Here is a 26311-nt window from a genome sequence, read left to right on the forward strand (position 1 = left end):
ACTCTTCTCAGGTAACGAAAACCTTTGAGTTAGATAATAAAATGAATTTAATACTAAAACTCTTGCTTTAAGAGATCTTTATAAAGGATTATGGCAGAATTCCACAACATTAAAGTTGCAGATATTTATAAGGAAACAAAAGATTGCGTTGTCATTGCTTTCGATGTTCCTGACGCGCTAAAAGATAAATTTAAGTTCCGTCAAGGGCAGCATTTAACCTTACGAAAAGAACTTAATGGCGAAGATATTCGACGTAATTATTCGCTTTGCTCAAGTCCGTTGGATGGCGAGTGGAAAGTTGCCGTTAAAACCATTCGTGATGGTGTATTTTCAAATTATGCATTTAACGATTTGAAAATAGGTGATACCCTTGAGGTAATGGCGCCACACGGTGAGTTTACAGTAGACGTTAATGTAGAGGCGAGCAACAATTATATCGCTTTTGCTGCGGGAAGTGGCATTACACCTTTGTTGTCTATCATTAAAACCCATTTGCACGAAGAGCCAAACAGTACCTTTAAATTGTTTTATTTGAACAGGACTGTAAAATCCATTATCTTTAAAGAAGAAATAGAACAGCTTAAAAATGAGTTCTTTGATAGGTTTCAGGTCTTCTATTTTTTGACAAAAGAACAGCGCGATATTCCATTTTTAAACGGTCGTTTTGACAAGGAAAAATTAGCCGTGTTGACTAAGTCGTTCATCGATGTGCCTGATACCAATCATGCCTTCATCTGTGGACCTCAAGACATGATTTTCTTAATCCGCGACGAATTGCAAGCAGCGGGAATGCCAAAAGAGAATATCCATTATGAACTGTTTTTTACAGGAAGTTCTGAAGAAGAAAATAAACATATTGCCGAAGTTCTGGAACAAAGAATTGATGGCACACAAGTAACGATTATCGATGGAGGGAAGGAATTCCATTTCATTATGGATGATGATTTTGACAACATCCTCGATGGAGCCTTGGCTGCAGGAGCCGATTTGCCTTTTGCCTGTAAAGGTGGCGTTTGCAGCACCTGCAAGTGTCAAGTGAAGGAAGGGTCAGTACAAATGAAAAAGAATTACGCGTTAGAAGATAAGGAAGTGGCACAAAATTATGTATTGAGCTGTCAGGCCGTCCCAACCAGTAAAAAGGTGGTGGTCGATTTTGATGTATAGTCCTAAAAGTTTTTAAAACGATATAGGTTGCTACTATAAAGAAATAATTTGGGCGCCTGCCTGGCAGCAGACAGGTTACGCTTCCCTAAAGTTATCGGGGCTACATCCTTAACGCAAATCAGAACATAAAAAATCATTTCACTAATACAGAATAAGATGAGTGAAGAACAAATTCGAAATTTAGAAGCCCAGTTCGAAGAACGGATCGCAAGAGACGAGAAAATTGAACCTAAAGATTGGATGCCGGAGAAATACCGCCAAACCCACATCCGTCAGATGTCGCAACACGCGCATTCTGAAATTGTGGGGATGCTTCCAGAAGGCAATTGGATTACCAGAGCGCCTTCGTTACGACGAAAAGTAGCCTTGTTGGCGAAAGTTCAAGACGAGGCAGGCCATGGTTTATACTTGTATTCCGCTTGTGAAACTTTGGGAATTTCTCGTGATGAGTTGTACGAACAATTACATTCGGGCAAAGCAAAATATTCTTCCATTTTCAATTATCCAACAGTCACTTGGGCTGATATGGGTGCTATTGGCTGGTTGGTAGATGGCGCAGCCATTATCAATCAGGTGCCGTTGTGTAATACGTCTTTTGGGCCGTATGCACGGGCAATGGTGCGCGTTTGTAAGGAAGAAAGTTTCCATCAGCGTCAGGGTTATGAAATCATGATTAAGTTGGCTAACGGTACACCAGAGCAAAAAGAAATGGCGCAAGATGCCCTTAACCGTTGGTGGTGGCCAAGTTTAATGATGCTCGGTCCTACAGATGCAGAATCTGTACATACGGAACAATCCATGAAATGGAAATTAAAGCGTAAATCTAACGATGAATTACGTCAGCAGTTTGTTGATCAAACCGTCCCGCAAGCCGATTTAATAGGACTCACCATTCCAGACCCCGATTTAAAATGGAATGAAGAACGCGGCAGTTATGATTTTGGTGAAATTGATTGGGATGAATTTTGGCAAGTGGTCAAAGGACACGGCCCGATGAATAAAGAGCGTATGAAAGCCAGAGTAGGCGCATGGGAAGGTGGCGCATGGGTGCGAGATGCAGCCATGGCCTACGCATCCAAAAACGCCGAACGCAAAGAAAAAGAAGCAGTATAAAAAGAATTTTGTCAGTTCGAGTGAAATTGCTTTTCGCAATTTTGTATCGAGAACCGAGTGAAATTGCTTTTCGCAATTTTGTATCGAGAACCGAGTGAAATTGCTTTTCGCAATTTTGTATCGAGAACCGTGTGAAATTGCACTTTCGCAATTTTGTATCGTAAAGCGAGTGAAATCGATGACAATTCAATTTCAAAATAACAGATATAATTATGTCAACAAAAAATTGGCCACTTTGGGAGGTCTTCGTCAGAAGTAAAAACGGATTGGAACATCGCCATTTTGGAAGTCTCCATGCCGCTGACGCGGAAATGGCGTTAGAGAATGCACGCGATGTGTACACAAGAAGAAATGAGGGGATCAGTATCTGGGTTGTAGAATCCAAAAACATCACGGCCTCTAATCCTGAACACAACGGCGAAATGTTTGAACCGGCCCAAGATAAAGTCTACCGCCACCCAACATTTTACGAGTTGCCTGATGAGGTGAAATACATGTAAATAGATTAACGATTGACGAGTTAAGATTTTTGATTTCAGAAGTTCAAAAATAAGCAATCACAAATCATCAATCAACAATATTATAGATAGAATGAATAATACCAATCTGTATCACTATATCCTCGGCATCGCCGATAACTCCCTAATCCTTGGACAACGCATGGGCGAACTATGCGGTCACGGCCCAAGTTTGGAAACGGATATTGCCTGTACCAATATTTCACTCGATTTATTAGGGCAGGTGCGAAGCTATTATCAATATGCCGCGAAAATTGCCCATGATGGCCGTACGGAAGACGACATTGCCATGCTACGTAAGGAGCGTGAGTATGTGAATGTGCTTTTGGCAGAACAACCCAACACCGATTTTGCTTACACCATGGCGCGTCACTTTTTGTTTGATGTATATCACTTTTTGTTCTTGACCGAGTTACAAAAAAGCAAGGATTTGACCTTGGCGGCCATCGCTACAAAATCACTTAAAGAAGTGAGTTACCACCAACGTTTTTCAACAGATTGGATTAAGCGTTTAGGTGACGGCACAGAAGAGAGTCACCAAAGAATGCAAAACGCCATCAACGATTTGTGGGCCTATACGGACGAATTATTCCATCAAACAGAAGCAGATAAAGCGATGGTTGCAGAAGGTATCGGTGTAGACGTGACCAAACTAAAAGCGGTTTACTATGATAAAGTCAATGCAATTTTAGAAGAAGCTACCTTATCAATTCCTGAATCAAAATACTTCCAAAAAGGAGGTAAAAAAGGCATCCATACGGAACATATGGGTTATCTATTAACCGAATTGCAATACATGCAACGTACTTATCCAAATATGGAATGGTAGGACATTGCTGATTGTTGAATTACGATTGACGATTTTAGAAGTACTTTAAAAATCAAAAATCAAAAATCGGCAATCAACAATCTTAAATAATTTATGATCACCACCCAACAACATATCGACCCCAAACTGATTGCGATTCTGGAAACAGTATCCGATCCGGAAATCCCTGTGCTTTCAATTATGGACATGGGTGTGGTACGCACTGCAATTATTGAGGACGAAGTTGTGAAAGTACAGATCACCCCAACTTACAGCGGTTGCCCGGCGATGGATGTTATCGGTGATGATATTAAAAAAGCATTACAAGACAAAGGTTACCAATCGGAGGTAGAATTGATTTTAACGCCTGCTTGGACTACCGATTGGATTACGCCACGAGGCAGAAAAGCCTTGGAGGATTATGGTATTGCAGCGCCTTTGGGACCTGAAGCAGACAAAGATGTCTTGTTACACGGCAAACGCTTGGTAAAATGTCCACAATGCGGCTCAATCAATACAAAAATGGTGAGCCAATTTGGTTCTACGGCCTGTAAAGCACAATTTCAATGTGAAGATTGCCTAGAACCTTTTGATTATTTTAAATGTTTGAAGTAAAAAATAATAATGAATACTGATTTATGAATAGCGAATTAAGAAGTTGGAATCGGTTTCACTTCAAGATTTGGAAATTCAAAATCGATATTGATATCAAAAATATATGAATTCAATTCTATTAGAAATTAAAAACGGAGTAGCATTCATCACGCTTAATAGGCCTGAAGTGTTCAATAGTTTTAATCGTGAAATGGCATTCAAGCTCCACGATGTTTTAGATGCTTGTGAAAGTAATGATGATGTTAGGGCAATTGTTTTGACCGGAAATGGAAAAGCATTTTGTGCGGGTCAAGATTTAAAAGAAGTGACCTCACCAGAGCTCAATCCTGGATTTAAAAAAATTCTTGAGGAGCACTACAATCCAATCATCACTCGACTTCGATCTATTAAAAAACCAATTATCGGCGCCATCAACGGTGTGGCGGCAGGCGCAGGCGCAAATATCGCCTTGGCTTGTGATATAGTGGTTGCCCATGAGAAAGTTAGTTTTATTCAAGCATTCAGCCTTATAGGACTCGTTCCTGATAGTGGCGGAACCTTCTTTTTACCGCGACTTATCGGATTTCAAAAAGCATTGGCATTAGCCATGTTAGGTGATAAAATTTCCGCTGAAGAAGCAGAAAAAATGGGAATGATTTACAAAGTCCTGCCATTAGAGAGTTTTGAAGAGGAGGTTAATCAGCTTGCTTCAAAACTCGCTAGTATGCCAACAAAAGCCTTGGGAATGATCAAAGAATTATTCAACAATTCCATGACCAACGATCTCGAAGCGCAATTGGCTTTAGAATCTAAATTACAAATAGAAGCCGCTCAAACTGATGATTATTTGGAAGGCGTTACCGCTTTTGTAGAAAAGAGGAAACCGGAATTTAAAGGCAAATAAATATAGAATACTGAACTGAAGAATAACGAATATTGAAGTTTGAGCATGGCGACTTATAAATATGATTTAGAAGAACGTTTAATTCAGTTTGCAGTAAATGTTATCTTAATTTCAGGTAAGATTGACGGAGGTTTCGCATCTCAACATTTATCAAAACAACTCATTCGTTCAGCAACGGCATCAGCTTTAAATTATGGAGAAGCTCAAAGCGCAGAGTCTTCTAGAGATTTTCTTCATAAAATGAAATTGTGCTTAAAGGAATTAAGAGAATCATTGGTGAATTTGAAAATACAAAAAGGAGCTGCGTTAATTCAAGATATAGAAAAAGTTGAAGTGTTATTAAAAGAAAATAATGAGCTTATAGCCATTTTTGTTTCAAGCATTAGAACTTCAACCAATAAGAATAAATTATAAAAACATGAATCTAGTAGAGAATTTTAACTTCGATATTCAGTATTCAAAATTCAATAGTCGTTATTCATGAAAGTAGGAATTATAGGTAGTGGCACTATGGGAAGCGGCATCGCTCAAGTTGCGGCAACGTCGGGGTGTCTAGTCAAATTATATGATACCAATCAAGATGCATTGGATAAGGCAAAAAATGCTTTAGAAAACATCTTGTCAAGATTGGTTACAAAAGGGCGGATTGAGGAATCCGAGAAATCTCGAATTCAAAACAATATTTCCTACGTCGACACTCTTAAAGATTTATCAGATTCTGATGTAACTATTGAAGCGATTGTGGAAAATTTAGACATCAAGAAAAACGTCTTTTCAGAACTGGAAACGTTTGTGTCTGATGACTGTATTATCGCCTCCAATACCTCAAGTTTATCGATTGCTTCTATCGCGGCATCTTTAAAAAAACCAGAACGTTGTATTGGAATTCATTTCTTCAATCCCGCACCATTGATGCAATTGGTTGAGGTGATTCCAGCTATTCAAACTTCAAATGAAGTATTAGAGAAAGCAACTAAAATTATCTCCGATTGGAAAAAAACAGTGGCCGTTGCAAAGGACACTCCTGGCTTTATTGTGAATAGAGTCGCACGTCCATTTTATGGTGAGGCATTGAGAATCTATGAAGAAGGTATTGCAGATTTTACAACTATAGATAAGAGTCTAAAGTCATTAGGTGGTTTCCGAATGGGCCCTTTTGAATTAATGGATTTTATCGGGAATGACGTGAATTATACCGTCAGTGAAACTGTATTCACCGCTTTCTATTTTGATCCAAGATACAAACCAGCCTTCACCCAAAAACGTTTTGCAGAAGCTGGTTATTTAGGGAGAAAATCAGGAAGAGGCTATTATAAGTATGATGAAAAAGGAGCAATTGTAGAACCGACTCCCACTGTCACTCTGAGCGCAGTCGAAGAGTCAAAAGTAGCACAGCAAATTTTTGATCGTGTGTTGGTCATGCTGATCAATGAAGCCGCTGATGCCTTACATATGAATGTCGCTACCGCAGAAGATATTGACAATGCTATGACCAAAGGGGTGAATTATCCAAAAGGTTTATTGGCTTGGGCTAATGAAAAAGGCATCGATTGGTGTGTTTCTAAAATGGACGAATTGTACAATGAGTATCATGAAGACCGTTACCGTTGCAGCCCGTTGTTACGAAAAATGAAAGCCAAAGGGATGAGGTTTGAGGTATGAGAACATCGAGATATCATTTTAAGTTTGAAGATTTGACAATTTATTCAGCTGCAATGGATTTTGGCGAAGTTGTGAATAATCAATCAAAGAAATTCCCTAAAGAGGAACGTTTTGAATTAACATCTCAATTTAAACGCGCTGCCGACTCAATCGCACTGAATATTGCAGAAGGTGCGGGAGGTTCAGACAAACAATTTCATAATTATCTAGGTAACGCATGGCATAGTGCACATGAATGTGTTTCCTGCAGTTCAAAAGCGTTATTGAGAAATTATATTACGATAGAGGAAGATGAAGAAAATAGAAGATTAATAACGGAATTATCAAAAATGATCACAACGTTGCGGACCATAATTTATAAAAGAATCAAACATTAATTTTTGAAAACGAATGAAACCTATTGCCTCACACCTCATACCCTTTAAAATGTTAAACCAAGACCCCTACAGCACCTGGCTAGGCATCGAAATTTTAGAGTCTGAACTCGGCCGATGTAAGGTTGGGTTGACTATTCGCAAGGAAATGCTCAACAGTATGGGAAAAGCACATGGCGGCATCAGTTATGCTTTAGCAGACACTGCCTTTGGTTTTGCGGCCAATACGCATGGTAAATATGCGGTGTCTATTGAAACTAGCATCAATCATATTGAGGCTTTAAATGAAGGCGATTATATAACCGCGGAGTCGGTAATAGAGAAAGTGAAAAACAAATTAGGATTTAATATTATTGAAGTTAAGCGAGGTAATGAAGTAGTGGCGTTGTTTAAAGGTGTCGTATATAGGACAAATAAAGAATGGATAGAATAACCAATATTGTTTAAATTTATTAAAAATTTATATTCACACTAAACACAAAACAATATGAAATGGCAAGGTAGAAGAAAAAGCGGGAATTTGGAAGACCGTCGTGGGATGAGCGGTAAAGGTAAACTGGCTGCTGGCGGTGGATTAATCGCTGTGGTGGTGGTATTGCTTCAACTTTTTGGAGGTGATACAGGACAGACATTAGCCCCAATTTTAGAACAAGTCACACAGTCGCAATCCGTATCAGAAGGCGGGGAGCAACGGGAGTTGACTGAAAAGGAGAAAGAACTCGGAGCCTTTATGAATGCTGTCATAGTTGACACTGAAGATATTTGGAGTGAGATTTTTAGAGAGAATAATTTAGGAGCTTATAAAGAGCCAACTGTAGTGTTGTTTACGGATGCTGTGAGAAGTGGCTGTGGCACTGCGAGTGCAGCATCGGGGCCATTCTACTGTCCTGCCGATCAGAAAGTGTATATGGACTTATCCTTTTTTGATCAGTTGAGAACACGTTTTGGGGCTAAGGGTGGCGATTTTGCCATTGCGTATGTAACCGCCCATGAAATTGGTCATCACATTCAAACCATCCTGGGGACTTCCCAAAAAGTAAGACAATTACAACAACAAACCAATCAAGCGGGCGCTAATAAGTTGTCTGTAGCACAAGAACTTCAAGCAGATTTCTATGCTGGGGTTTGGGCGCATCATAACAGAGATTATTTGGAAGAAGGTGATATTGATGAAGCATTGAGTGCCGCAAACGCTGTTGGTGATGATGCTATTCAAAGAAGAACCCAAGGTAGCGTACAGCCAGATAGTTTTACGCACGGAACTTCTGAACAACGCAAGTATTGGTTTATGAAAGGCTATAAAACCGGCGATATCAAGCAAGGCGATACCTTTTCTGAAATCATGAATTAAAATAAAAAAACAATAATTCGAAATTGAAGTTTCAATTTTCAACTTCAATTTCGACTCCAATTTCATACATGGAAGCATACATTATAGACGGTATTAGAACACCAATTGGTAGTTATCAAGGCGCATTATCGACAATTAGAACAGATGATTTAGCGGCATTAGTGATAGAAGAACTTGTAAAACGTAACCCAGGTATCCCAAAAGAAGCTTATGAAGATGTCATTTTAGGTTGTGCGAATCAAGCTGGAGAGGATAACCGAAACGTAGCAAGAATGGCGTCTCTTTTGGCGGGTCTGCCTGTTACAGTGCCGGGCGAAACCGTAAACCGTTTATGCAGTTCAGGACTTTCTGCGATTATCCACGCCAACCGCGCGATCAAAGCGGGTGACGGCGATCTGTTTATTGCGGGAGGTGTTGAGCACATGACTCGCGGACCATACGTGGTGGCGAAACCGTCAAGTGCGTTTGGTACCGATGCTAAAATGTACGATTCTAGTTTTGGATGGCGATTTGTCAATCCGAAGATGCAAAAACTATATGGCACCGATGGTATGGGCCAAACTGCTGAAAATTTGGTGGAGCAGTACAATATCTCGCGAGAAGATCAGGATAAATTTGCTTATTGGAGTCAAATGAAAGCTGCGAAAGCACAAGAAAACGGTCGATTAGCAAAGGAAATTGTGACGGTCGACATTCCACAGCGTAAAAAAGATCCTATTCAGTTTTCAAAAGATGAATTTGTGAAGCCAAACACGTCGATGGAAGTATTAGGAAAATTACGTGGCGCATTCAAAGCTGAAGGCGGTAGTGTGACTGCGGGAAATTCTTCAGGTTTAAATGATGGTGCGGCTGCAACGATTATCGCTTCAGAAATTGCTGTAAAAAAATACAATCTAAATCCATTAGCACGCATTGTAAGTTCTGCGGTCGTTGGTGTAGAACCACGAATCATGGGCATCGGTCCTGTTGAAGCTTCTAATAAAGCCTTGGCAAAAGCCGGATTGACCATGGCGGATATGGATATTATTGAACTCAATGAGGCTTTTGCGGCACAAGCATTAGCCTGTACGCGAGCTTGGGAATTGAAAGATAATGATCCACGGTTGAACCCTAATGGTGGTTCCATTGCCATTGGCCACCCGCTTGGTGTGACGGGGACCCGATTAGCGTATTCAGCAGCTATAGAGTTACAAGAAACTGGAAAAAGATATGCGTTAATTACAATGTGTATTGGTGTTGGTCAAGGCTACGCAGCCATCATTGAAAACGCGAATTTGTAGTATTTGGACGCCCCGCAAGGGTCGGGCTTTCGGTAGTCGCTCTCTTCCGATGTAATCAGGAGAGGAGCTCCAACAATGCCTACATCCCTAACGCGGTCAGGCATGATAGAACGAGGTCGCTACATTAAAATAAGAGTACATAATTTAATAATAAGATATCCACTTTTGTGGGCATTACTATGAAAAAATTACAAAATTACGTCACAGGACAATGGATTGAAGGAAAGGGAGAAGGCGTTCCTATGTTTGACGCCATCACAGGAGAAGTCGTGGCGCTTTCTGATACGCAAGGATTAGATCTTGCTGAAATTTTGCATTACGGACGCACCAAAGGCGGCGAAGTATTGCGTAAAATGACTTTTCAGGAACGTGGCAATATGTTGAAAAGCCTTGCGCTCTATCTCACCAAAAGGAAAGAAGCATTTTATGAATTAAGTTATAGAACAGGAGCCACCAGAGTGGACAGCTGGATTGACATTGAAGGCGGATTCGGAAACTTATTTGCCAATGCGTCGTTAAGAAAATTATTTCCAAATCAGTCGTATCACGTAGAAGGAGAACCTATCGATTTATCTCGAGGTGGACGCTTTATGGCGCATCACATTATGGTGCCAAAACGCGGTGTTGCGATTCATATCAATGCGTTTAACTTCCCGGTTTGGGGAATGCTGGAGAAATGTGCTACCAATTGGATGGCAGGTGTGCCAGCAGTAGTAAAACCTGCCACAAACGGTTCCTTCTTAACGGAAGCCGTTGTTCGTGAAATCATCGCTTCTGGAATCTTACCAGAAGGCGCTTTACAGTTAATTACAGGCTCCGCAAGAGCAATTTTAGATACAGTCGAATCTCAAGATGTGGTGACCTTTACAGGTTCAGCGGCCACTGGAAGATTATTAAAATCCCATAAGCGCATCATCGAAGAATCGGTGCCTTTCAATATGGAAGCCGATTCCTTAAACTGTTCCGTTTTAGGTGAAGACGCACTTCCAGGAACACCTGAATTTGATTTGTTTATCAAAGAAGTCCGTAACGAAATGACCGTTAAATGTGGACAGAAATGTACCGCTATTCGTCGTGTTATCGTTCCTGAAAACCTTGTGGAAGATGTTCAAATTGCATTAGGAAAAGCTTTAGATAAAGTCACTATTGGAGATCCTAGATTGAAAGAAGTACGCATGGGCGCTTTAATCAGTAAAGATCAAGCCAATGAAGTAAGAGATCGCGTTCAGGAATTGGCTAAAACGGCAAGCATCGTTTACGGCGATTTAGATAAACTAGAAACCATAGGCGCTGATGCTAAAAAAGGCGCTTTCTTAAGTCCGATTTTACTTCGCGAAGATCATCCATTTCAAAATTTGGCAGTTCATGAAACGGAAGCATTTGGTCCGGTAAGTACCATTATGCCTTATAAAAATTTAGATGAAGCCATTACTTTGGCCCAAATGGGGAAAGGCTCTTTGGTGTCTTCGATCGCAACTTATGATGATAAAATCGCTAAAGATTATGTCATCAACGCGGCAAGTCACCACGGACGCATCTTGGTCATTAATCGTGAAATGGCCAAAGAAAGTACCGGCCACGGCTCGCCATTACCAAATTTGGTGCACGGTGGACCAGGTAGAGCAGGAGGCGGCGAAGAAATGGGCGGTGTGCGTGGTATCAAGCATTACTTGCAACGTACCGCTATCCAAGGTTCGCCAACAACGTTAACTGAAATTACTGGCATCTATCAAGCCAACGCAAAATATAAGGAAGCCGAACAGCACCCGTTCAAATACCATTGGGAAGACATTGAAGCAGGAATGTCTTTAAAAACCCATAAACGTACTCTCACGGATACGGATATTATCAATTTCGCCAATCTGACCTGGGACCATTTTTATGCCCATACGGATATTACCTCTCTTGACGGCAGTATTTTTGAAAAACGAACCGCTCACGGCTACTTTATCATTGCCGCCGCTGCAGGTTTGTTCGTCTATCCTAACAAAGGTCCAGTTGCTGCCAATTACGGATTGGAAGATTGTCGTTTCCTTCGTCCATTGTACCATAACGACACCATTTATGTGCGTCTCACCTGTAAGCAGAAAGTGGACAGAGATGTCGCTTCCACAGAACATCCAAGTGGGATTGTCAAATGGTTTGTTGAGGTGTTTGACAGTGCAGACGAATTGGTAGCCGTTGCCACAATTCTGACCATGGTTCAGAAAAAACAAGAGGTTTTTGTTGAAATGACGAATGAAACTATCCAAAATTATCTATCAAAGTTGACGCCAGATCTGAAGCCGAAATGGGGCATCATGACGCCACAACACATGGTGGAGCATCTGGAATACACCTATAAAATTGCCGCTGGAGAAATTCAAGATTTTGAAGTGGCGACGCCAGATAAAATTCTGGAGAAAGTTCACGCAAGTTTATATAACTACGAGAAATTTCCAAAGAATACCAATTTTCCAACACTCGAAAAAGGCAAGTTGGAAGCTTTAATTCACCCAGATTTAGAGACGGCAAAACAGAAATTTCTCGAACAGAGAGCAAAATATTTAGAGTTTTATAAAGAACATCCAGAAGCTAAATTGAAGAATTTAGTGTTTGGGGAATTGAATAGGTATGAGGCTTATTTGTTGGAACGAAAACATTTGAATCATCACTTTGAGCAGTTCAATCTTCTATAGAAGATTGAACTGCTCGAAGCACCCGAGAAATCGGGTGTCTCATATAATTAAGTGTAATTTATGTCTTGGAGCGTCTACATCATAACAAATAAACCGAATGGTGTATTGTATATAGGAGAAACCAAGCAATTAAAACGGAGAATATATCAACATATTAATAAGGCTCATCCTGGTACATTCTCTGCGAGGTATAACTTAGACAAACTTGTTTATGTTGAGCATCATAAAAGTGAAGGTGATGCGAAAAAGAGAGAATTGCAATTGAAAAAATGGAACAGAGCTTGGAAAATTGAATTAATAGAAAAGTCAAATCCGGAATGGAAGGATTTGTATCAAAATTTATAACTAACAATTAAAAGATTCCCATTGTCATGGGAACACATAAATGTGATGACACAACCCTACGTAAAACAAACCATAGAAAACGAAGTTGCCTACATTGAATTTTTTCACCCTGCCCACAATTCCCTGCCAGGAGATTTGTTGGCAGAATTAGCGGACACCATTACTGCCGCAGGCAAAAATGATGACATAAAAGTACTCGTCCTTAAAAGTGGTGGCGAACGCACCTTTTGCGCAGGCGCAAGTTTTAAGGAATTAATAAACATCAATGACGAAGCTACCGGGAAAGTATTCTTCTCAGGATTTGCTAACGTTATAAACGCGATGCGTAAATGCCCAAAATTCATTATCGGGCGTATTCAAGGCAAAACTGTAGGCGGCGGCGTCGGATTGGCATCAGCAACCGATTATTGCATGGCTAGTAAGTATGCAGCTATAAAATTAAGTGAGCTTAATATTGGCATCGGACCGTTTGTGGTTGGACCTGCTATTGAGCGTAAAATGGGCTTGAGCGCCATGTCGCAAATTGCTATTGACGCCAACACCTTTTATCCAGCCGATTGGGCAAAGGAAAAAGGTCTGTTTACCCAAGTTTACGAGTCCACCGCTGAGCTTGACGCTGCAGTAAAAGCAACGGCAGAGCACTTGTGTACTTACAATCCGGAGGCGATGGTAGAAATGAAAAAAGTATTCTGGAGTGGCACTGATGACTGGGATGATTTATTAGCGGAACGTGCAGCAATCAGCGGTCGTTTGGTCTTAAGCGAGTTCACCAAAGAAAAATTGAAAGGATTTAAATAAATAGCGGATTACGATGAGGACAATTCCATTTGTGTAATTCAAAAATCGACAACCCGCCCGTAAGGAAAAGGCACGTTCGGGCGGGTCAGCAATCAGCAATCACCATGATTTACAGTTTCAAAGGCTACACACCAGTCGTTCACGAAAGTAGTTTTGTGCACCCACTCGCGGCCGTAACGGGCAATGTCATCATCGGCAAGCACTGTTATATCGGACCGGGAGCGGCAATTCGTGGTGATTGGGGCCAAATTATCTTGGAAGACGGGGTCAACGTTCAGGAAAATTGTACGGTGCATATGTTCCCAGGAAAATCCATCACCCTTAAAGAAAGCGCTCATGTGGGCCACGGCGCCATCATTCACGGCGCTAATTTGGGCAGAAATTGCCTCATCGGAATGAATGCCGTCATTATGGACGACGCTGATATTGGTGATGAAAGTATCATTGGAGCCATGTCGTTTGTAAAAGCTGAAACCATTATTCCAAAGCGAAGTCTGGTGGTGGGAAATCCCGCAAAAGTGATCAAAGAAGTGAGTGACGAGATGATCGCATGGAAAACTAAAGGCACACAATTGTATCAGCAATTACCAACGGATTGTCACGAAAGTTTAAGAGCAGTGGAACCATTACTAGAAGTTCCGGAGCATATGCAAATGCAGGAAGATGTTTATAAAACGCTTCGTGATTTTATGAAGCAATAGTTGGGCGCCTGCCTGCCGACAGGCAGGTTACCCAAAAGCGTCAGGCTTTCCGCTATATCTTTTTTGTGAAAAACAAAAAAGGATGTCGCTGCAATCCTTAACGCAAGAGTTAACTAAAAAAGAAAATTAGATTATAAAATGTCAAAATTTGACTTAACAATGCCCAAAATGGGCGAAAGCATTACAGAAGGCACCATCATCAATTGGCTCATCAATGAAGGTGATTCCTTTGAAGAAGGTGACATCATTTTAGAAGTTGCGACGGATAAAGTAGATAATGAAGTCCCAGCCCCAAAATCGGGTACTTTGGTGAAAACCCTCTTTAAAGCGAAAGACGTCGTGCCCGTAGGAGAGGTGATTGCCGTTTTAGAAGTGACCACATCTGAAAGTAAAAAGGTTGTCACGTCGAGCGCAGTCGAGACGCTTCCGAAAAAGCAAAAGGTCTCCCAACAAAAACCACAGCCAAAATCAGGAGCAACTCCTTCAACTTCAACTTCAAGTTCAAGTTCAGTTTCACATTCATTTTCAACTTCAAACTCCAACACCTTTTTTTCGCCGTTAATCCAAAAAATAGCCAAAGAACAACACATCAGTTTTGAAGAATTGGCGCGAATTCCAGCCACAGGACATGAAGGCCGATTGCGCAAAAGCGATGTCTTTAATTACATAGAAGACGGCCGACCTTACAAATTCGCCCAACCCGTAACCCAAGATCCAACAGCGTACCGCATTCCCCAATTAAATTTCGATAAAGGCAAAGGGAAAATCATTGAGATGGACCGGATGCGTCAGATGATTGCGGATCATATGGTGTATTCGAAACATACCTCACCACACGTTACCGCCTATGTAGAAGCCGATATGACCAACATGGTCAATTGGAGAAATGCCAATAAAAAAGCTTTTGAAGAAAAATATGGCGAACGCTTAACATTTACGCCATTATTTGTGGAAGCCGTAGCGAAAGCGGTCAAGGATTTTCCAAACATCAATGCCTCTGTAGACGGCAATAACATCATTGTTAAAGAAGATATTAATATCGGGATGGCCACAGCATTGCCAAGTGGAAATTTAATTGTTCCCGTAGTTAAAAACGCGGATCAAAAAGATTTAAAAACATTAGCGCAAAACGTCAATGATATGGCTAATAAAGCCCGAGAAAATAAATTGGGTGGCGATGATATTAAAGGAAGCACTTTTACGATTTCCAACGTTGGAACTTTTGGAAGTGTGATGGGAACACCTATTATCAATCAGCCGGAAGTCGCCATTTTAGCTTTGGGAATCATCAAAAAACGCGCTGAAGTGATGGAAACAGAAAAAGGTGATGAAATTGCAATCCGAAGCATGATGTACCTTTCCTTATCTTTTGACCATCGTGTTGTGGATGGCTTTTTGGGAGGAAGTTTTGTACGTCGTGTAGCCGATTATTTTGAGCAATTTGATATCAATAGAGAACTATAATAGGACGTCATAAGACCTCACAGGTTTTTAAAACCTGTGAGGTTTACTACAATTTGCGATTGGTCTGGATAGTCTTTCCATAGGCAAGCCGGCTAAACGCCCAAAACATAACACATGTCAGTAAGTAAAGATATTTTAAAAAAAGCATTTTCAACCCTTTGTACCGCCAAGGCCATGGCCGAATTGTACGAGGCTAATTTTAAACAGGTTTCAAAATACGTGCATGCCACCTCTAGAGGCCATGAAGCCATTCAGATTGCTCTGGGCATGCAGTTAGTACCACAAGATTATGCGTTTCCGTACTACCGAGATGATGCGATGTTATTGTCTTTCGGATTACAACCGTACGATTTAATGTTGCAATTACTTGCAAAAAAAGACGATCCGTTTTCTGGAGGACGCACCTATTACGCGCATCCAAGTTTAAAGGATTTCGACAAACCGAAAATTCCACATCAATCTTCAGCAACGGGGATGCAAGCCATTCCTGCAACGGGTGTTGCAATGGGAATGCAATATAAAGAGCTGCAAAAGATAGAAGACCAAGCGGCTAAACAATCGCCATTTGCAGAGACCAGAGACCTCAAACCGATTACCATGTGTAGTCTTGGGGATGCGTCCGTAACTGAAGGCGAGGTGGCCGAAGCATTCCAGATGGCCGTTTTGAAAAAGTTGCCAATCCTGTATTTGGTACAAGATAACGGTTGGGATATTTCAGCCAATGCTGCGGAAACGAGAGCCCAAAATGCCTTTGAATATGCCAAAGGTTTTAATGGTTTAGAAGCCATAACAATTGACGGTGCCAACTTTGAAGAAAGTTATGAAGCACTCGAAAAAGTCATCAAAACTATTCGTGAAGAACGCCGACCATTTTTAGTCCATGCCAAAGTCCCTTTATTAAACCATCACACGTCTGGCGTGCGTATGGAATGGTATCGTGATGATTTGGAAGAGGCAAAATCGCGTGATCCTTACCCGGTAATTAAACAACAGTTAGTAGATGCCGGAATTGCGGCAGACGACATTTTAGATATTGAACATAAAGCGAAAACCAAGGTTCAGGAGGATTTTGAGAAAGCGTTAACCGCTGAAGATCCAAAACCTGAAGATTTATTTACCAACGATTTTGCCCCGACCCCAATCACAGAAGAAGTAGGGGAGCGTTCTCCAAAAGGCTCGGAAAAAGTGGTGATGGTCGATTGTGGTTTGTTTGCCGTAGAAGAATTAATGCGAAAGCACAAAGAGTGTTTGCTTTACGGACAGGATGTTGGAGGTAGATTAGGTGGTGTGTTTCGAGAAGCGGCCACTTTAGCACAAAAATTTGGCGACGATCGTGTTTTTAATACGCCAATTCAAGAAGCATTTATTGTAGGGTCAACCGTCGGGATGAGTGCTGTGGGATTAAAACCCATCGTTGAGGTGCAATTTGCCGATTACATTTGGCCTGGATTGAATCAATTATTTACGGAAGTCAGCAGAAGTTGTTATTTATCTAACGGGAAATGGCCAGTCAGCATGATTCTTCGCGTGCCCATTGGCGCTTATGGTAGCGGAGGACCTTATCATTCGTCATCCGTAGAAAGCATCGTCACGAATATTAGAGGTATCAAGATTGCCTTTCCAAGTAATGGTGCGGATTTAAAAGGGTTGATGAAAGCGGCCTATTACGATCCGAACCCGGTGGTTATTTTAGAGCACAAAGGATTGTATTGGAGTAAAGTTCCAGGAACAAAAGGCGCAACATCCGTAGAGCCAGCTGAAAATTATGTATTGCCATTTGGGAAAGCCTGGGTGCTTCAGGAAATTTGGAAACAGGAAGACCTTGAAACCTTAACCATTGTAACTTACGGAATGGGCGTGCATTGGGCTATGAATGCTTCGGAAGCCTTAGGCTTGAAAGATCAAATTGAAGTGATTGATTTGCGAACATTATTTCCTTTGGATGAAGACACGGTGATGAAATCGGTCAAGAAAACAGGAAAATGTCTTGTGGTAACTGAAGAACCCTCAAATAATAGTTTTGCAAGAGCGTTGGCAGGGAAAATTCAAGAGGACTGTTTTAGGTATCTGGATGCACCAGTTATGACCATCGGAAGTGAGAATATGCCGGCGATTCCGTTGAATTCTACTTTAGAAGAGACAATGATTCCATCAACCGAGAAAATCAAGGTTAAAATAAATGAGCTACTAAATTATTGATTACAGGCACCTTTATTATCTGTAATAGATTACTTTGCGTCTTATACTAAAACCAATATTATGAAAAAAGTAATTTTTATGTCAGTGATGGCACTATTTTTATCAGTGTCATTAACCTCTTGTAGAGACACAGAAGAGAAAGACGTTCGTACAGAAAATGAGCGTATCATTGATGACATGAAGGCTGATGGCGCCGAGATAAAAGTGAAGGAAGATGATGGCGACACTAAAATAAAAATGGAAACTGACGACAGAAAAGTCAAAATTAAAGAAGATGATGGCGATGTAAAAGTTAAAGTCAAAACTGATAATGACGATAATTAATTTGTGAGATTTTCAATAACAAAAAAGCGACTCCTAGAAGTCGCTTTTTTTATAGTTTATATTCTGATAGTGGTTTAGTAAATTTCTCCGGGTCTGCCGCTAAATGGTATCTCGGATCATCAATATCTTCAATAATTACCTCTTTGAACTTCGGACTTGCCTTATGGAGCAACACTTTGCTGTCTTCACTTAAATGTTTTAAACGGATGGTTTTTCCTTCCGCTTCGTATTTATTCACCAAATTAAATATGGCTTCAATAGCAGAATGGTCACTGACGCGCGATTCCACAAAATCTATTTCTACATTCTGAGGATCAGTTTTTACATCAAATTTGGTATTGAAATTCTGAACGGATCCAAAAAATAAGGGGCCCCATATTTCGTAGATTTTTGTCCCATCTTCTTTGACCCGTTTACGCGCTCTAATCATGGTGGCACTTTTCCATGCAAATACTAGGGCTGATAGTATCACACCAATAAATACGGCAATAGCAAGATCTAAAATCACAGTTACTGCAGATACCACCACCAATACAACAGCATCAGCTACGGGAATTTTTCGCATAATTCTGAAACTCGACCAAGCAAATGTTTCAATCACCATCATGAACATGACACCTACTAACGCAGCAATAGGAACTTGTTCAATGTATTGTGCTGTAAATAATATAAAGGTCAATAAAGTTAACGCCATCGCGATTCCTGATAATCGTCCTCTTCCGCCAGCGTTAATGTTAATTACCGTTTGACCAATCATACCACAGCCACCGGTGCCACCAAATAATCCGCTCACCATATTTCCAGCGCCCTGCGCCACACATTCCCTATTGCCATCACCTCTGGTTTCTGTAAGTTCATCCACAAGATTCATAGTCATTAAAGATTCTATAAGTCCTACAGATGCAGCTAAAAAGGCATAGGGAAGGATAAACATCAGGGTGTCGAGATTAATAGGTAAATTGCTCCACAGTTCTGTATTTGGTGTCGGGAATTCACCTTTTAAACCATCGCCGCCGCCTTCAATAATATAGGAGCCAACTGTGCTTACATCCAATCCGCCGAACACGACTACGCCAGTTGTTATTAAAATTGCCGCTAACGCTGCAGGGATTTTTGTGGTAAGTTTAGGCAGTAACCAAATAATGGCCATGGTAAGTCCAACTAACCCTAGCATTACGTATAATTCAGTGCCTTGCATGGGGATGTTGATATATTTCTTTAAACCATCTGCACCAATTTCAAGTTCTTTATGTGAGAACATGCGCACTTGCGCTAAGAAAATTACAATTGCCAACCCGTTGACAAACCCCATCATTACCGAATGCGGAATCAAACGCACAAAACGCCCCAGCTTTAAAACACCAGCGCCTATCTGAATAATTCCCATTAATATGACGGCTGCTAACAAATAGAAGTAGCCCATATTGTCAATAGGCGTGTCAAATAGCATTCCTTTGGCATGGCCTTCTGAAATAAGGTTTACAAAAATAACGGCTACGGCACCTGCTGCGCCAGAAATTAATCCTGGACGACCACCAAAAAGTGCGGTGATTAAACCTACAATAAAAGCACCGGATAAAGCCACTAAAGGATCTATTTGCGCAACAAAGGCAAAGGCAACTACCTCAGGAATCATTGCTAGGGAAACTGTAATTCCTGCAAGGATATCATTTTTTGGGTTTTGAGTGAAGTTTTGTTTAGTGGTTTTACTGAAAATCATAAATTTTGCGATTGAAAAGGTGCAAATATAAGGTTTTTGAATCGAAGCGAAGTTTTGACAATCCCCTTAAAATAAAAAAAGCATTAGTTCTAAAAACCAATGCTTCAAATTTATGTGTCGCTAATGTTTCTTTATTTGACCTTTCCTGGAGGGTATCTCTCCATGATTTTTGCTACAAATTCTTTAATGCGTTCTTCTTTTTTCTCCATTTGTTGGGAGATATAACCAACTCCCATTCCTTGCCATACCAATTCTTTTTTATTGGCATCTATCAAATCTACATATAATGTGCCTTCAGTTGATGTAGACACTGAATTATATCCTGAATTCCAATAATATGGACTCCAGCCCCAACCATACCCGTAAGGTCCATAGCCATAGTTACTATTATAGACATTTACCTTTTCACGAGATTTGGTAAAAATACTAACTAACAAGTCTGGATTTTCAGATTTTGTATAGCCTTTTGCCAATAATTCGGCTTCGATAGCTCTTAAAATACGACGTTTATCAAGATCACTAATTTCTGCTTTATCAATGCCGGTCTTGTAAAAAGCGAAAGTTTTAAATTGACTAAAGTCGGCGTTCTTATCATAGTCTGAAGCTACTCTTACAGAGCTGCACGATGCTATTAAAACAAACAGCATCAATACGGGAACTAGTTTAATTATTTTATTCATGGCATTCTTTATTTAGGTTCATATTGAGTTCAATAAATCAGCGTCTACTAAATTTGGAAGGGTCACTTTTAAATTAGGTTCAGCCTCCATGGCACGCTTAATTGCGAAAATGGCTTCCTCATTTCTTGCCCAACTTCGTCTCGAAATCCCGTTGTTGACATCCCAGAAGAGCATTGATTTTAAGCGTCTTTCCGCATCTTTAGATCCATCAAGAATCATACCAAATCCGCCATTAACAACTTCGCCCCATCCAACGCCACCTCCGTTGTGTATACTCACCCAAGTAGCCCCTCTAAAGCTATCGCCAATGACGTTTTGAATGGCCATATCTGCAGTAAAACGGGAGCCATCGTAAATATTAGAGGTTTCTCTGTATGGTGAATCGGTACCGGATACATCATGATGATCGCGTCCTAAAACAACAGCGCCAATCTCACCATTAGCAATCGCATCATTAAAAGCTTTTGCAATTTTAGTACGTCCTTCAGCATCGGCATATAAGATTCTGGCGTGAGAACCTACCACCAACTTGTTTTCCTGTGCACCTTTAATCCATTGAATATTATCCGTCATTTGTTGCTGAATTTCTTCAGGCGAATGCTTTTTTATTTCCTCTAAAACATCACAAGCAATTTGATCGGTTTTTGCTAGATCTTCAGGTTTCCCGGAAGTACACACCCATCTGAAAGGTCCGAAACCATAATCAAAACACATCGGTCCCATTATATCCTGTACATAACTTGGGTATTTAAATTCTCTACCTAAAGTTGGGTTATCTGACATTACATCTGCACCTGCACGGGAAGCTTCAAGTAAAAAGGCATTTCCATAATCGAAAAAATATGTGCCTTTAGCTGTGTGCTTATTAATTGCGTCTGCATGACGACGCAAGGTTTCCTGGACTTTTTCTTTAAATAAAAAGGGGTTGTTGGCCATCAATTCATTTGCATCCTCAAAAGAGATGTCTACAGGATAATAGCCTCCAGCCCATGGATTATGCAGCGAGGTTTGATCACTTCCTAAATCAATGTGGATATTAGCTTGGTCAAACTTTTCCCAAACATCTACAACATTTCCTAAATAGGCGATGGAAACCGTTTCTTTATCGGCTTTCGCTTTTTTAACACGTGCAACCAACGCATCTAAATCGGTGATTTTTTCATCGATCCAACCTTGATCTAAACGAACTTGGGTGATTTTCGGATTCACTTCAGCACAAACCGTAATACAACCAGCAATGGTCCCTGCTTTAGGTTGTGCGCCAGACATACCTCCTAAACCCGAGGTCACAAATAAATTCCCCTTTGGAGATTTTTTTATTTTTCTAAATCCGTTTAAAACGGTAATTGTCGTGCCGTGAACAATGCCTTGTGGGCCAATGTACATATAGCTTCCCGCTGTCATTTGTCCGTATTGCGTAACGCCCAAAGCATTGAATTTCTCCCAATCGTCCGGTTTGGAATAATTAGGAATCATCATCCCATTGGTCACCACAACTCTTGGCGCGTCCTTATGACTTGGAAATAAGCCCATAGGATGTCCAGAATACATGGTTAAAGTCTGCTCATCTGTCATTTCAGCCAAATATTTCATGGTCAATCGGTATTGTGCCCAATTTGAAAAGACAGCACCATTGCCACCATAGGTAATCAATTCATGTGGATGTTGTGCCACAGCATAGTCGAGATTGTTTTGAATCATCAACATAATGGCAGCCGCCTGCTTTGATTTTGCCGGATATTCATCAAGCGGTCTGGCGTACATTTTGTAATCAGGTCGCAAACGGTACATGTAAATTCGGCCGTAGGTCTCTAATTCATGCTTGAATTCAGGTAGGAGTTCTGTATGGTGTTTTGGTTCAAAATAACGCAAGGCATTTTGTAAGGCCAGCTTTTTCTCTTCATCAGATAAAATATCTTTACGCTTTGGCGCATGATTTATGGTCTCATCATAAGGTTTTGTCGGTGGTAAAACATTTGGGATACCTTCTAAAATTTGATCTTTAAAAGAAATGGTAGTTACTTGCATTAGTTTGTCTTTAATTTTTTCTTATCAAACCCGTATGGGCAATGTCTGCAGCCACTTTCACAACAATAACCCCGTTTCAGATGGTATTGTTCTGTAAAACAGCGATAACCTTCAGGGGTTAGGTAATAATCACCTTCTTCAACAGGGATAATTTTCTTCATATTACAAATATAGTGTAAATTGGAAAGATTTTTGAAGGCCTAAACGTATGATTCTAGTTTCAAAATTTATGGTTCCTAAAGGATTTACTGGCATGACGTTATTTCCTTTTGTGTTCGTAAAATATGCCCAGCTTAAGCTTGACAGCGTATTTGTGAACCATGAACGCATCCATCTCAGACAGCAAGTGGAACTTTTGATTATACCTTTCTTTATATGGTACGGATTGGAGTTTTTAGTCCGTTATGCCCATTATAGAAATTGGTATTTGGCCTATCGTAACATTTCATTTGAGCGCGAAGCATATCAAAATGAAGCGCACTTGCATTTTCTTAAAAAACGTCCTTTTTGGAACTTTTTGAAATATCTTTGTAAACCATGAGATTTAACTTAGAACTTTCCGAGAATCAAATCCTAAATTTAGATAAAAATAGCCAACAGTTAATAGCTATTAAAAGAGATGACCGGATCCATCCTCAAATTTCTGGAAATAAATACCGCAAGTTAAAGTACAATCTGGAGCAGGCAAAAGCTGAAGGGAAACGGACTATATTGACTTTTGGAGGTGCATTTTCAAATCATATTTCGGCAGTAGCAGCGGTAGGAAAGGAGTATGGGTTTGATACCATAGGCGTTATCCGTGGGGAGGAACTTGTAGATAAGATTGCTACCAATCCGACACTTCAATTTTCTCGCAGTTGTGGGATGCGGTTTAAATTTGTAACACGTCAAATCTTTCGCGTTAAAACGACTGAGGGTTTCATTCGAAATTTAAAGAGAGAATTTGGAGAGTTTTATTTGATACCTGAAGGAGGCACCAATGAATTGGCAATAAAAGGCTGTGAAGAAATTTTATCTGAAGATGATTTTAATTATGACTACATCTGCTGTTCTGTAGGAACTGGAGGTACTATTTCTGGTATTATCAACAGCTCAAAACCTCATCAGGAGGTTCTAGGGTTTCCAGCGTTAAAAGGTGATTTTTTAAGAGAAGAAATTAGTAAATTTGCCCAAAATTTGAATTGGGAACTCATCACCGATTACCATTTTGGAGGATATGCTAAAATAAATGCTGAATTAATTAGTTTTATTAATCAATTCAAGGCCGATTTCGGTATTCCTTTAGATCCGGTGTATACTGGAAAATTGGTGTTTGGAGTGATGGATATGTTGCACCACGGATATTTTAAAAAGGATGCAAAGATTTTGGTAATCCATACTGGAGGCCTGCAAGGAATTTCGGGGATGAATACGGTGTTGAAAAAAAGGCAAATGCCCTTAATTAGTTAATGAGAATATGAAGTTTAGTATAAGGATAATAATATTGATGTTGGCATTGGTGTTTACAAGCTGTGGTGGTAAAAAGCGGATTGTGACTAAAAAGAAACATTCAAAGACCAGAACGGAGCGTGTTATTGTAGGTAATGAACGGTCAACTACGTCGAATGGCACTGTGAACAATGAAGATCATGTACCAAGTGTTACTGCTCCTAGGCCATCAGGCAATATGAATGTCAGCGAAATCTATATTGCGACCTTTAGTGAAATTGCTAAACATAATATGCGCCAACACAAGATTCCTGCGAGTATCACCTTAGCCCAAGGCATACTCGAATCAGGTTCGGGTAGAGGCCGTTTAGCCGTAGAAGGCAATAATCATTTTGGGATTAAATGTCATGGTTGGACAGGGGATAAAATTTACCATGATGATGATGCTTCCCAGGAATGCTTTAGAAAATATAGACACCCGGAACAATCCTTTCAAGACCACTCTGAGTTTTTGACCTCTCGTGGCCGATATGGAGACTTGTTCAAATTAGATTTAGATGATTATGAAGGTTGGGCAAAAGGTTTAAGAGCAGCAGGTTATGCTACTGATAGAAAATATCCTGAAAAATTGATCAGTCTTATTGAACGTTTTCAGTTGTACATATTTGATGAAGAAGTTTTAGGTAAGAGAAAAGCGAGAACCAAAACATCAGAAATTACGAATAATGTGACGCACAAGGTAATGCCGGGAGATACGCTATATTCGCTTTCAAAGCGGTATAATCTTTCAGTTAAGGAATTACAGAAACTCAACGGAATGACCCACAACAATCTTCAAGTTGGGCAAATTCTAATTGTAAAATAAAATTAATTCAATGTTATATCAACGCAGTAGTAGTTTATTTAAGGAAGCAGAAAAAGTCATTCCAGGTGGTGTAAATTCGCCCGTAAGAGCATTTGGAGCCGTTGGTGGTACGCCAATTTTCGCGAAATCAGCCAAAGGTGCCTATGTGCATGATGAAGATGGTAATCGATACATCGATTATATAAACTCATGGGGTCCAATGATCCTAGGTCACGCTTTTGAACCTGTAGTCAACGCAGTTATCGAAAAAGCGAAACAAGGCACCTCTTTTGGAATGCCAACTGCTATAGAAACAGAAATCGCCCAATTGGCAACGTCTATGGTTCCTAATATTGACAAAATACGTTTTGTCAATTCAGGAACTGAGGCTTGTATGAGTGCGGTCAGATTAGCGCGCGGTTATACTAAAAAAGATAAAATCATCAAGTTTGCCGGGTGCTACCATGGGCATAGTGATTCGTTTTTAATTGCTGCAGGTTCTGGTGCCGTAACTTTTGGAACGCCTAATAGTCCAGGGGTTACTCAAGGTACTGCAAAAGATACGCTCTTGGCAACCTATAATGATATTGATAACGTCAAACAATTGCTGCTAGCGAATAAAGGTGAAATAGCCTGTATCATAATTGAGCCAGTTGCCGGTAATATGGGATGTATTCCTCCAAAAAACGACTTTTTAAAGAAATTGAGAGCCGTGTGTGATGAACACAATGTGCTGTTGATTTTTGACGAGGTGATGACCGGTTTTAGATTAGCTCCAGGTGGTGCCCAAGAGTTGTTTAATGTGGATGCTGATATTGTATGCTTTGGAAAAGTTATTGGCGGCGGATTGCCTGTAGGTGCATTTGCTGCTCGTAATAAAATTATGGATTATTTAGCCCCAAATGGTCCAGTATACCAAGCGGGAACATTAAGTGGGAATCCATTAGCTATGGCGGCAGGATTGGCCATGTTGCAACATTTAGATAAAGACCGTACTGTATTTACACGTTTGGCTGAAAAAACCGAATATTTGCACAAAGGGATTGCGAAAGCACTTGAGGCTAACAATATAGAGCACACCATTAATAGAACGGGTTCTATGATTTCCATCCATTTTGAATCTCACGAAGTGGTAGATTTTGCAACGGCAGCAAAAGCAAATAATGAACGCTTTAAGCGCTTTTTCCACGGGATGCTTAAAGAAGGTGTTTACATTGCGCCAAGTGCTTTTGAAACTTGGTTTATTAGTGATGCATTATCTTACGAAGATCTCGATGCCACTATTAAAGCAGTCGAAACCGTTTGTAAAGATTTATAATATCAAAAAGGGATTT

Annotated in this window: 27 protein-coding genes; 23 read left to right on the forward strand and 4 right to left on the reverse strand. The window is 40.3% G+C overall.

All coding sequences use genetic code 11. The features are described from left to right. Positions 1-90: 90 nt before the first annotated feature. The 19 genes from paaE to BXY82_RS06575 all read left to right on the forward strand — a co-directional run bounded on the left by paaE (position 91) and on the right by BXY82_RS06575 (position 18277). Positions 91-1164 (forward strand): 1,2-phenylacetyl-CoA epoxidase subunit PaaE, encoded by a 1074-nt coding sequence (paaE, locus tag BXY82_RS06485; RefSeq protein ID WP_133757337.1) that lies wholly within the window; start codon positions 91-93, stop codon positions 1162-1164. A gap of 156 nt (positions 1165-1320) precedes the next feature. Further along, positions 1321-2277 (forward strand): 1,2-phenylacetyl-CoA epoxidase subunit PaaA, encoded by a 957-nt coding sequence (gene paaA / locus BXY82_RS06490; protein WP_133757338.1) that lies wholly within the window; start codon positions 1321-1323, stop codon positions 2275-2277. 212 nt (positions 2278-2489) lie between these two features. Then, positions 2490-2777, forward strand: a complete 288-nt coding sequence (paaB, locus tag BXY82_RS06495) for a 1,2-phenylacetyl-CoA epoxidase subunit PaaB (protein ID WP_133757339.1) — start codon at positions 2490-2492, stop codon at positions 2775-2777. A gap of 91 nt (positions 2778-2868) precedes the next feature. After that, positions 2869-3624 carry a 1,2-phenylacetyl-CoA epoxidase subunit PaaC gene (gene paaC / locus BXY82_RS06500; protein ID WP_133757340.1) on the forward strand — a complete coding sequence of 252 codons (756 nt, stop codon included), beginning with the start codon at positions 2869-2871 and terminating at the stop codon, positions 3622-3624. A gap of 93 nt (positions 3625-3717) precedes the next feature. Continuing rightward, positions 3718-4218 (forward strand): 1,2-phenylacetyl-CoA epoxidase subunit PaaD, encoded by a 501-nt coding sequence (gene paaD, locus BXY82_RS06505; RefSeq protein WP_133757341.1) that lies wholly within the window; start codon positions 3718-3720, stop codon positions 4216-4218. Between the two features lie 103 nt (positions 4219-4321). Next, positions 4322-5101 (forward strand): enoyl-CoA hydratase-related protein, encoded by a 780-nt coding sequence (locus BXY82_RS06510; RefSeq protein ID WP_133757342.1) that lies wholly within the window; start codon positions 4322-4324, stop codon positions 5099-5101. Positions 5102-5146: 45 nt separating this feature from the next. Further along, complete coding sequence (locus tag BXY82_RS06515; protein WP_133757343.1) at positions 5147-5515, forward strand: four helix bundle protein; 369 nt, start codon at positions 5147-5149, stop codon at positions 5513-5515. A 66-nt stretch (positions 5516-5581) separates the two neighbouring features. Further along, a complete protein-coding gene (locus BXY82_RS06520; RefSeq protein WP_133757344.1) occupies positions 5582-6763 on the forward strand; it encodes a 3-hydroxyacyl-CoA dehydrogenase NAD-binding domain-containing protein in 1182 nt (393 codons plus the stop codon). Further along, positions 6760-7140: a four helix bundle protein gene (locus tag BXY82_RS06525; protein ID WP_133757345.1), complete on the forward strand. Its 381-nt coding sequence runs from the start codon at positions 6760-6762 to the stop codon at positions 7138-7140. Before BXY82_RS06520 ends, BXY82_RS06525 begins: the two co-directional genes overlap by 4 nt. 13 nt (positions 7141-7153) lie before the next feature. After that, positions 7154-7570: a PaaI family thioesterase gene (locus BXY82_RS06530; protein WP_133757346.1), complete on the forward strand. Its 417-nt coding sequence runs from the start codon at positions 7154-7156 to the stop codon at positions 7568-7570. Between the two features lie 54 nt (positions 7571-7624). Continuing rightward, positions 7625-8488 carry a KPN_02809 family neutral zinc metallopeptidase gene (ypfJ, locus tag BXY82_RS06535; protein WP_133757347.1) on the forward strand — a complete coding sequence of 288 codons (864 nt, stop codon included), beginning with the start codon at positions 7625-7627 and terminating at the stop codon, positions 8486-8488. A gap of 68 nt (positions 8489-8556) precedes the next feature. Then, positions 8557-9768 carry an acetyl-CoA C-acyltransferase gene (locus BXY82_RS06540; protein WP_133757348.1) on the forward strand — a complete coding sequence of 404 codons (1212 nt, stop codon included), beginning with the start codon at positions 8557-8559 and terminating at the stop codon, positions 9766-9768. 179 nt (positions 9769-9947) lie between these two features. Beyond that, complete coding sequence (paaZ, locus tag BXY82_RS06545) at positions 9948-12446, forward strand: phenylacetic acid degradation bifunctional protein PaaZ (RefSeq protein WP_133757349.1); 2499 nt, start codon at positions 9948-9950, stop codon at positions 12444-12446. Between the two features lie 60 nt (positions 12447-12506). Then, on the forward strand, positions 12507-12791 hold the full coding sequence (locus tag BXY82_RS06550; RefSeq protein WP_133757350.1) for a GIY-YIG nuclease family protein: 285 nt from the start codon (positions 12507-12509) through the stop codon (positions 12789-12791). A gap of 45 nt (positions 12792-12836) precedes the next feature. Further along, positions 12837-13589, forward strand: a complete 753-nt coding sequence (locus BXY82_RS06555) for an enoyl-CoA hydratase/isomerase family protein (protein ID WP_133757351.1) — start codon at positions 12837-12839, stop codon at positions 13587-13589. Positions 13590-13693: 104 nt separating this feature from the next. Continuing rightward, positions 13694-14290 (forward strand): acyltransferase, encoded by a 597-nt coding sequence (locus tag BXY82_RS06560; RefSeq protein WP_133757352.1) that lies wholly within the window; start codon positions 13694-13696, stop codon positions 14288-14290. Positions 14291-14428: 138 nt separating this feature from the next. After that, positions 14429-15754 (forward strand): dihydrolipoamide acetyltransferase family protein, encoded by a 1326-nt coding sequence (locus BXY82_RS06565; RefSeq protein ID WP_133757353.1) that lies wholly within the window; start codon positions 14429-14431, stop codon positions 15752-15754. A gap of 114 nt (positions 15755-15868) precedes the next feature. Continuing rightward, positions 15869-17953 carry an alpha-ketoacid dehydrogenase subunit alpha/beta gene (locus BXY82_RS06570; RefSeq protein WP_133757354.1) on the forward strand — a complete coding sequence of 695 codons (2085 nt, stop codon included), beginning with the start codon at positions 15869-15871 and terminating at the stop codon, positions 17951-17953. A 60-nt stretch (positions 17954-18013) separates the two neighbouring features. Further along, complete coding sequence (locus tag BXY82_RS06575) at positions 18014-18277, forward strand: hypothetical protein (RefSeq protein ID WP_133757355.1); 264 nt, start codon at positions 18014-18016, stop codon at positions 18275-18277. 49 nt (positions 18278-18326) lie between these two features. On the opposite strand, the gene BXY82_RS06580 is transcribed toward BXY82_RS06575, so the two are convergent. The 4 genes from BXY82_RS06580 to BXY82_RS15420 all read right to left on the reverse strand — a co-directional run bounded on the left by BXY82_RS06580 (position 18327) and on the right by BXY82_RS15420 (position 22866). Beyond that, positions 18327-19997, reverse strand: coding sequence for a SulP family inorganic anion transporter (locus BXY82_RS06580; RefSeq protein WP_133757356.1), 1671 nt, complete (start codon positions 19995-19997; stop codon positions 18327-18329). 131 nt (positions 19998-20128) lie between these two features. Next, positions 20129-20677: a DUF4136 domain-containing protein gene (locus tag BXY82_RS06585; protein ID WP_133757357.1), complete on the reverse strand. Its 549-nt coding sequence runs from the start codon at positions 20675-20677 to the stop codon at positions 20129-20131. Between the two features lie 18 nt (positions 20678-20695). Next, a complete protein-coding gene (locus tag BXY82_RS06590) occupies positions 20696-22690 on the reverse strand; it encodes a urocanate hydratase (RefSeq protein ID WP_133757440.1) in 1995 nt (664 codons plus the stop codon). Between the two features lie 14 nt (positions 22691-22704). Then, on the reverse strand, positions 22705-22866 hold the full coding sequence (locus BXY82_RS15420) for a DUF5522 domain-containing protein (RefSeq protein WP_166643253.1): 162 nt from the start codon (positions 22864-22866) through the stop codon (positions 22705-22707). Between the two features lie 47 nt (positions 22867-22913). On the opposite strand from BXY82_RS15420, the gene BXY82_RS06595 reads away from it, so the two are divergent. Genes BXY82_RS06595 through hemL form a run of 4 tightly spaced genes read left to right on the forward strand, consistent with a single transcriptional unit; the run spans position 22914 to position 26295 of the window. After that, the gene (locus BXY82_RS06595; protein ID WP_133757358.1) at positions 22914-23246 is read left to right on the forward strand and encodes a hypothetical protein; all 333 of its coding nucleotides are present in this window, start codon (positions 22914-22916) and stop codon (positions 23244-23246) included. Beyond that, on the forward strand, positions 23243-24154 hold the full coding sequence (locus BXY82_RS06600) for a 1-aminocyclopropane-1-carboxylate deaminase/D-cysteine desulfhydrase (protein WP_133757359.1): 912 nt from the start codon (positions 23243-23245) through the stop codon (positions 24152-24154). Before BXY82_RS06595 ends, BXY82_RS06600 begins: the two co-directional genes overlap by 4 nt. Before the next feature lie 7 nt (positions 24155-24161). Next, entirely contained in the window at positions 24162-24998 is an 837-nt protein-coding gene (locus tag BXY82_RS06605) for a glucosaminidase domain-containing protein (RefSeq protein ID WP_133757360.1), read from the forward strand. A gap of 10 nt (positions 24999-25008) precedes the next feature. Next, on the forward strand, positions 25009-26295 hold the full coding sequence (gene hemL, locus BXY82_RS06610; protein ID WP_133757361.1) for a glutamate-1-semialdehyde 2,1-aminomutase: 1287 nt from the start codon (positions 25009-25011) through the stop codon (positions 26293-26295). Positions 26296-26311: the final 16 nt, after the last annotated feature.

This window comes from Gelidibacter sediminis, assembly GCF_004364975.1.
GTDB classification, from domain to species: domain Bacteria; phylum Bacteroidota; class Bacteroidia; order Flavobacteriales; family Flavobacteriaceae; genus Gelidibacter; species Gelidibacter sediminis.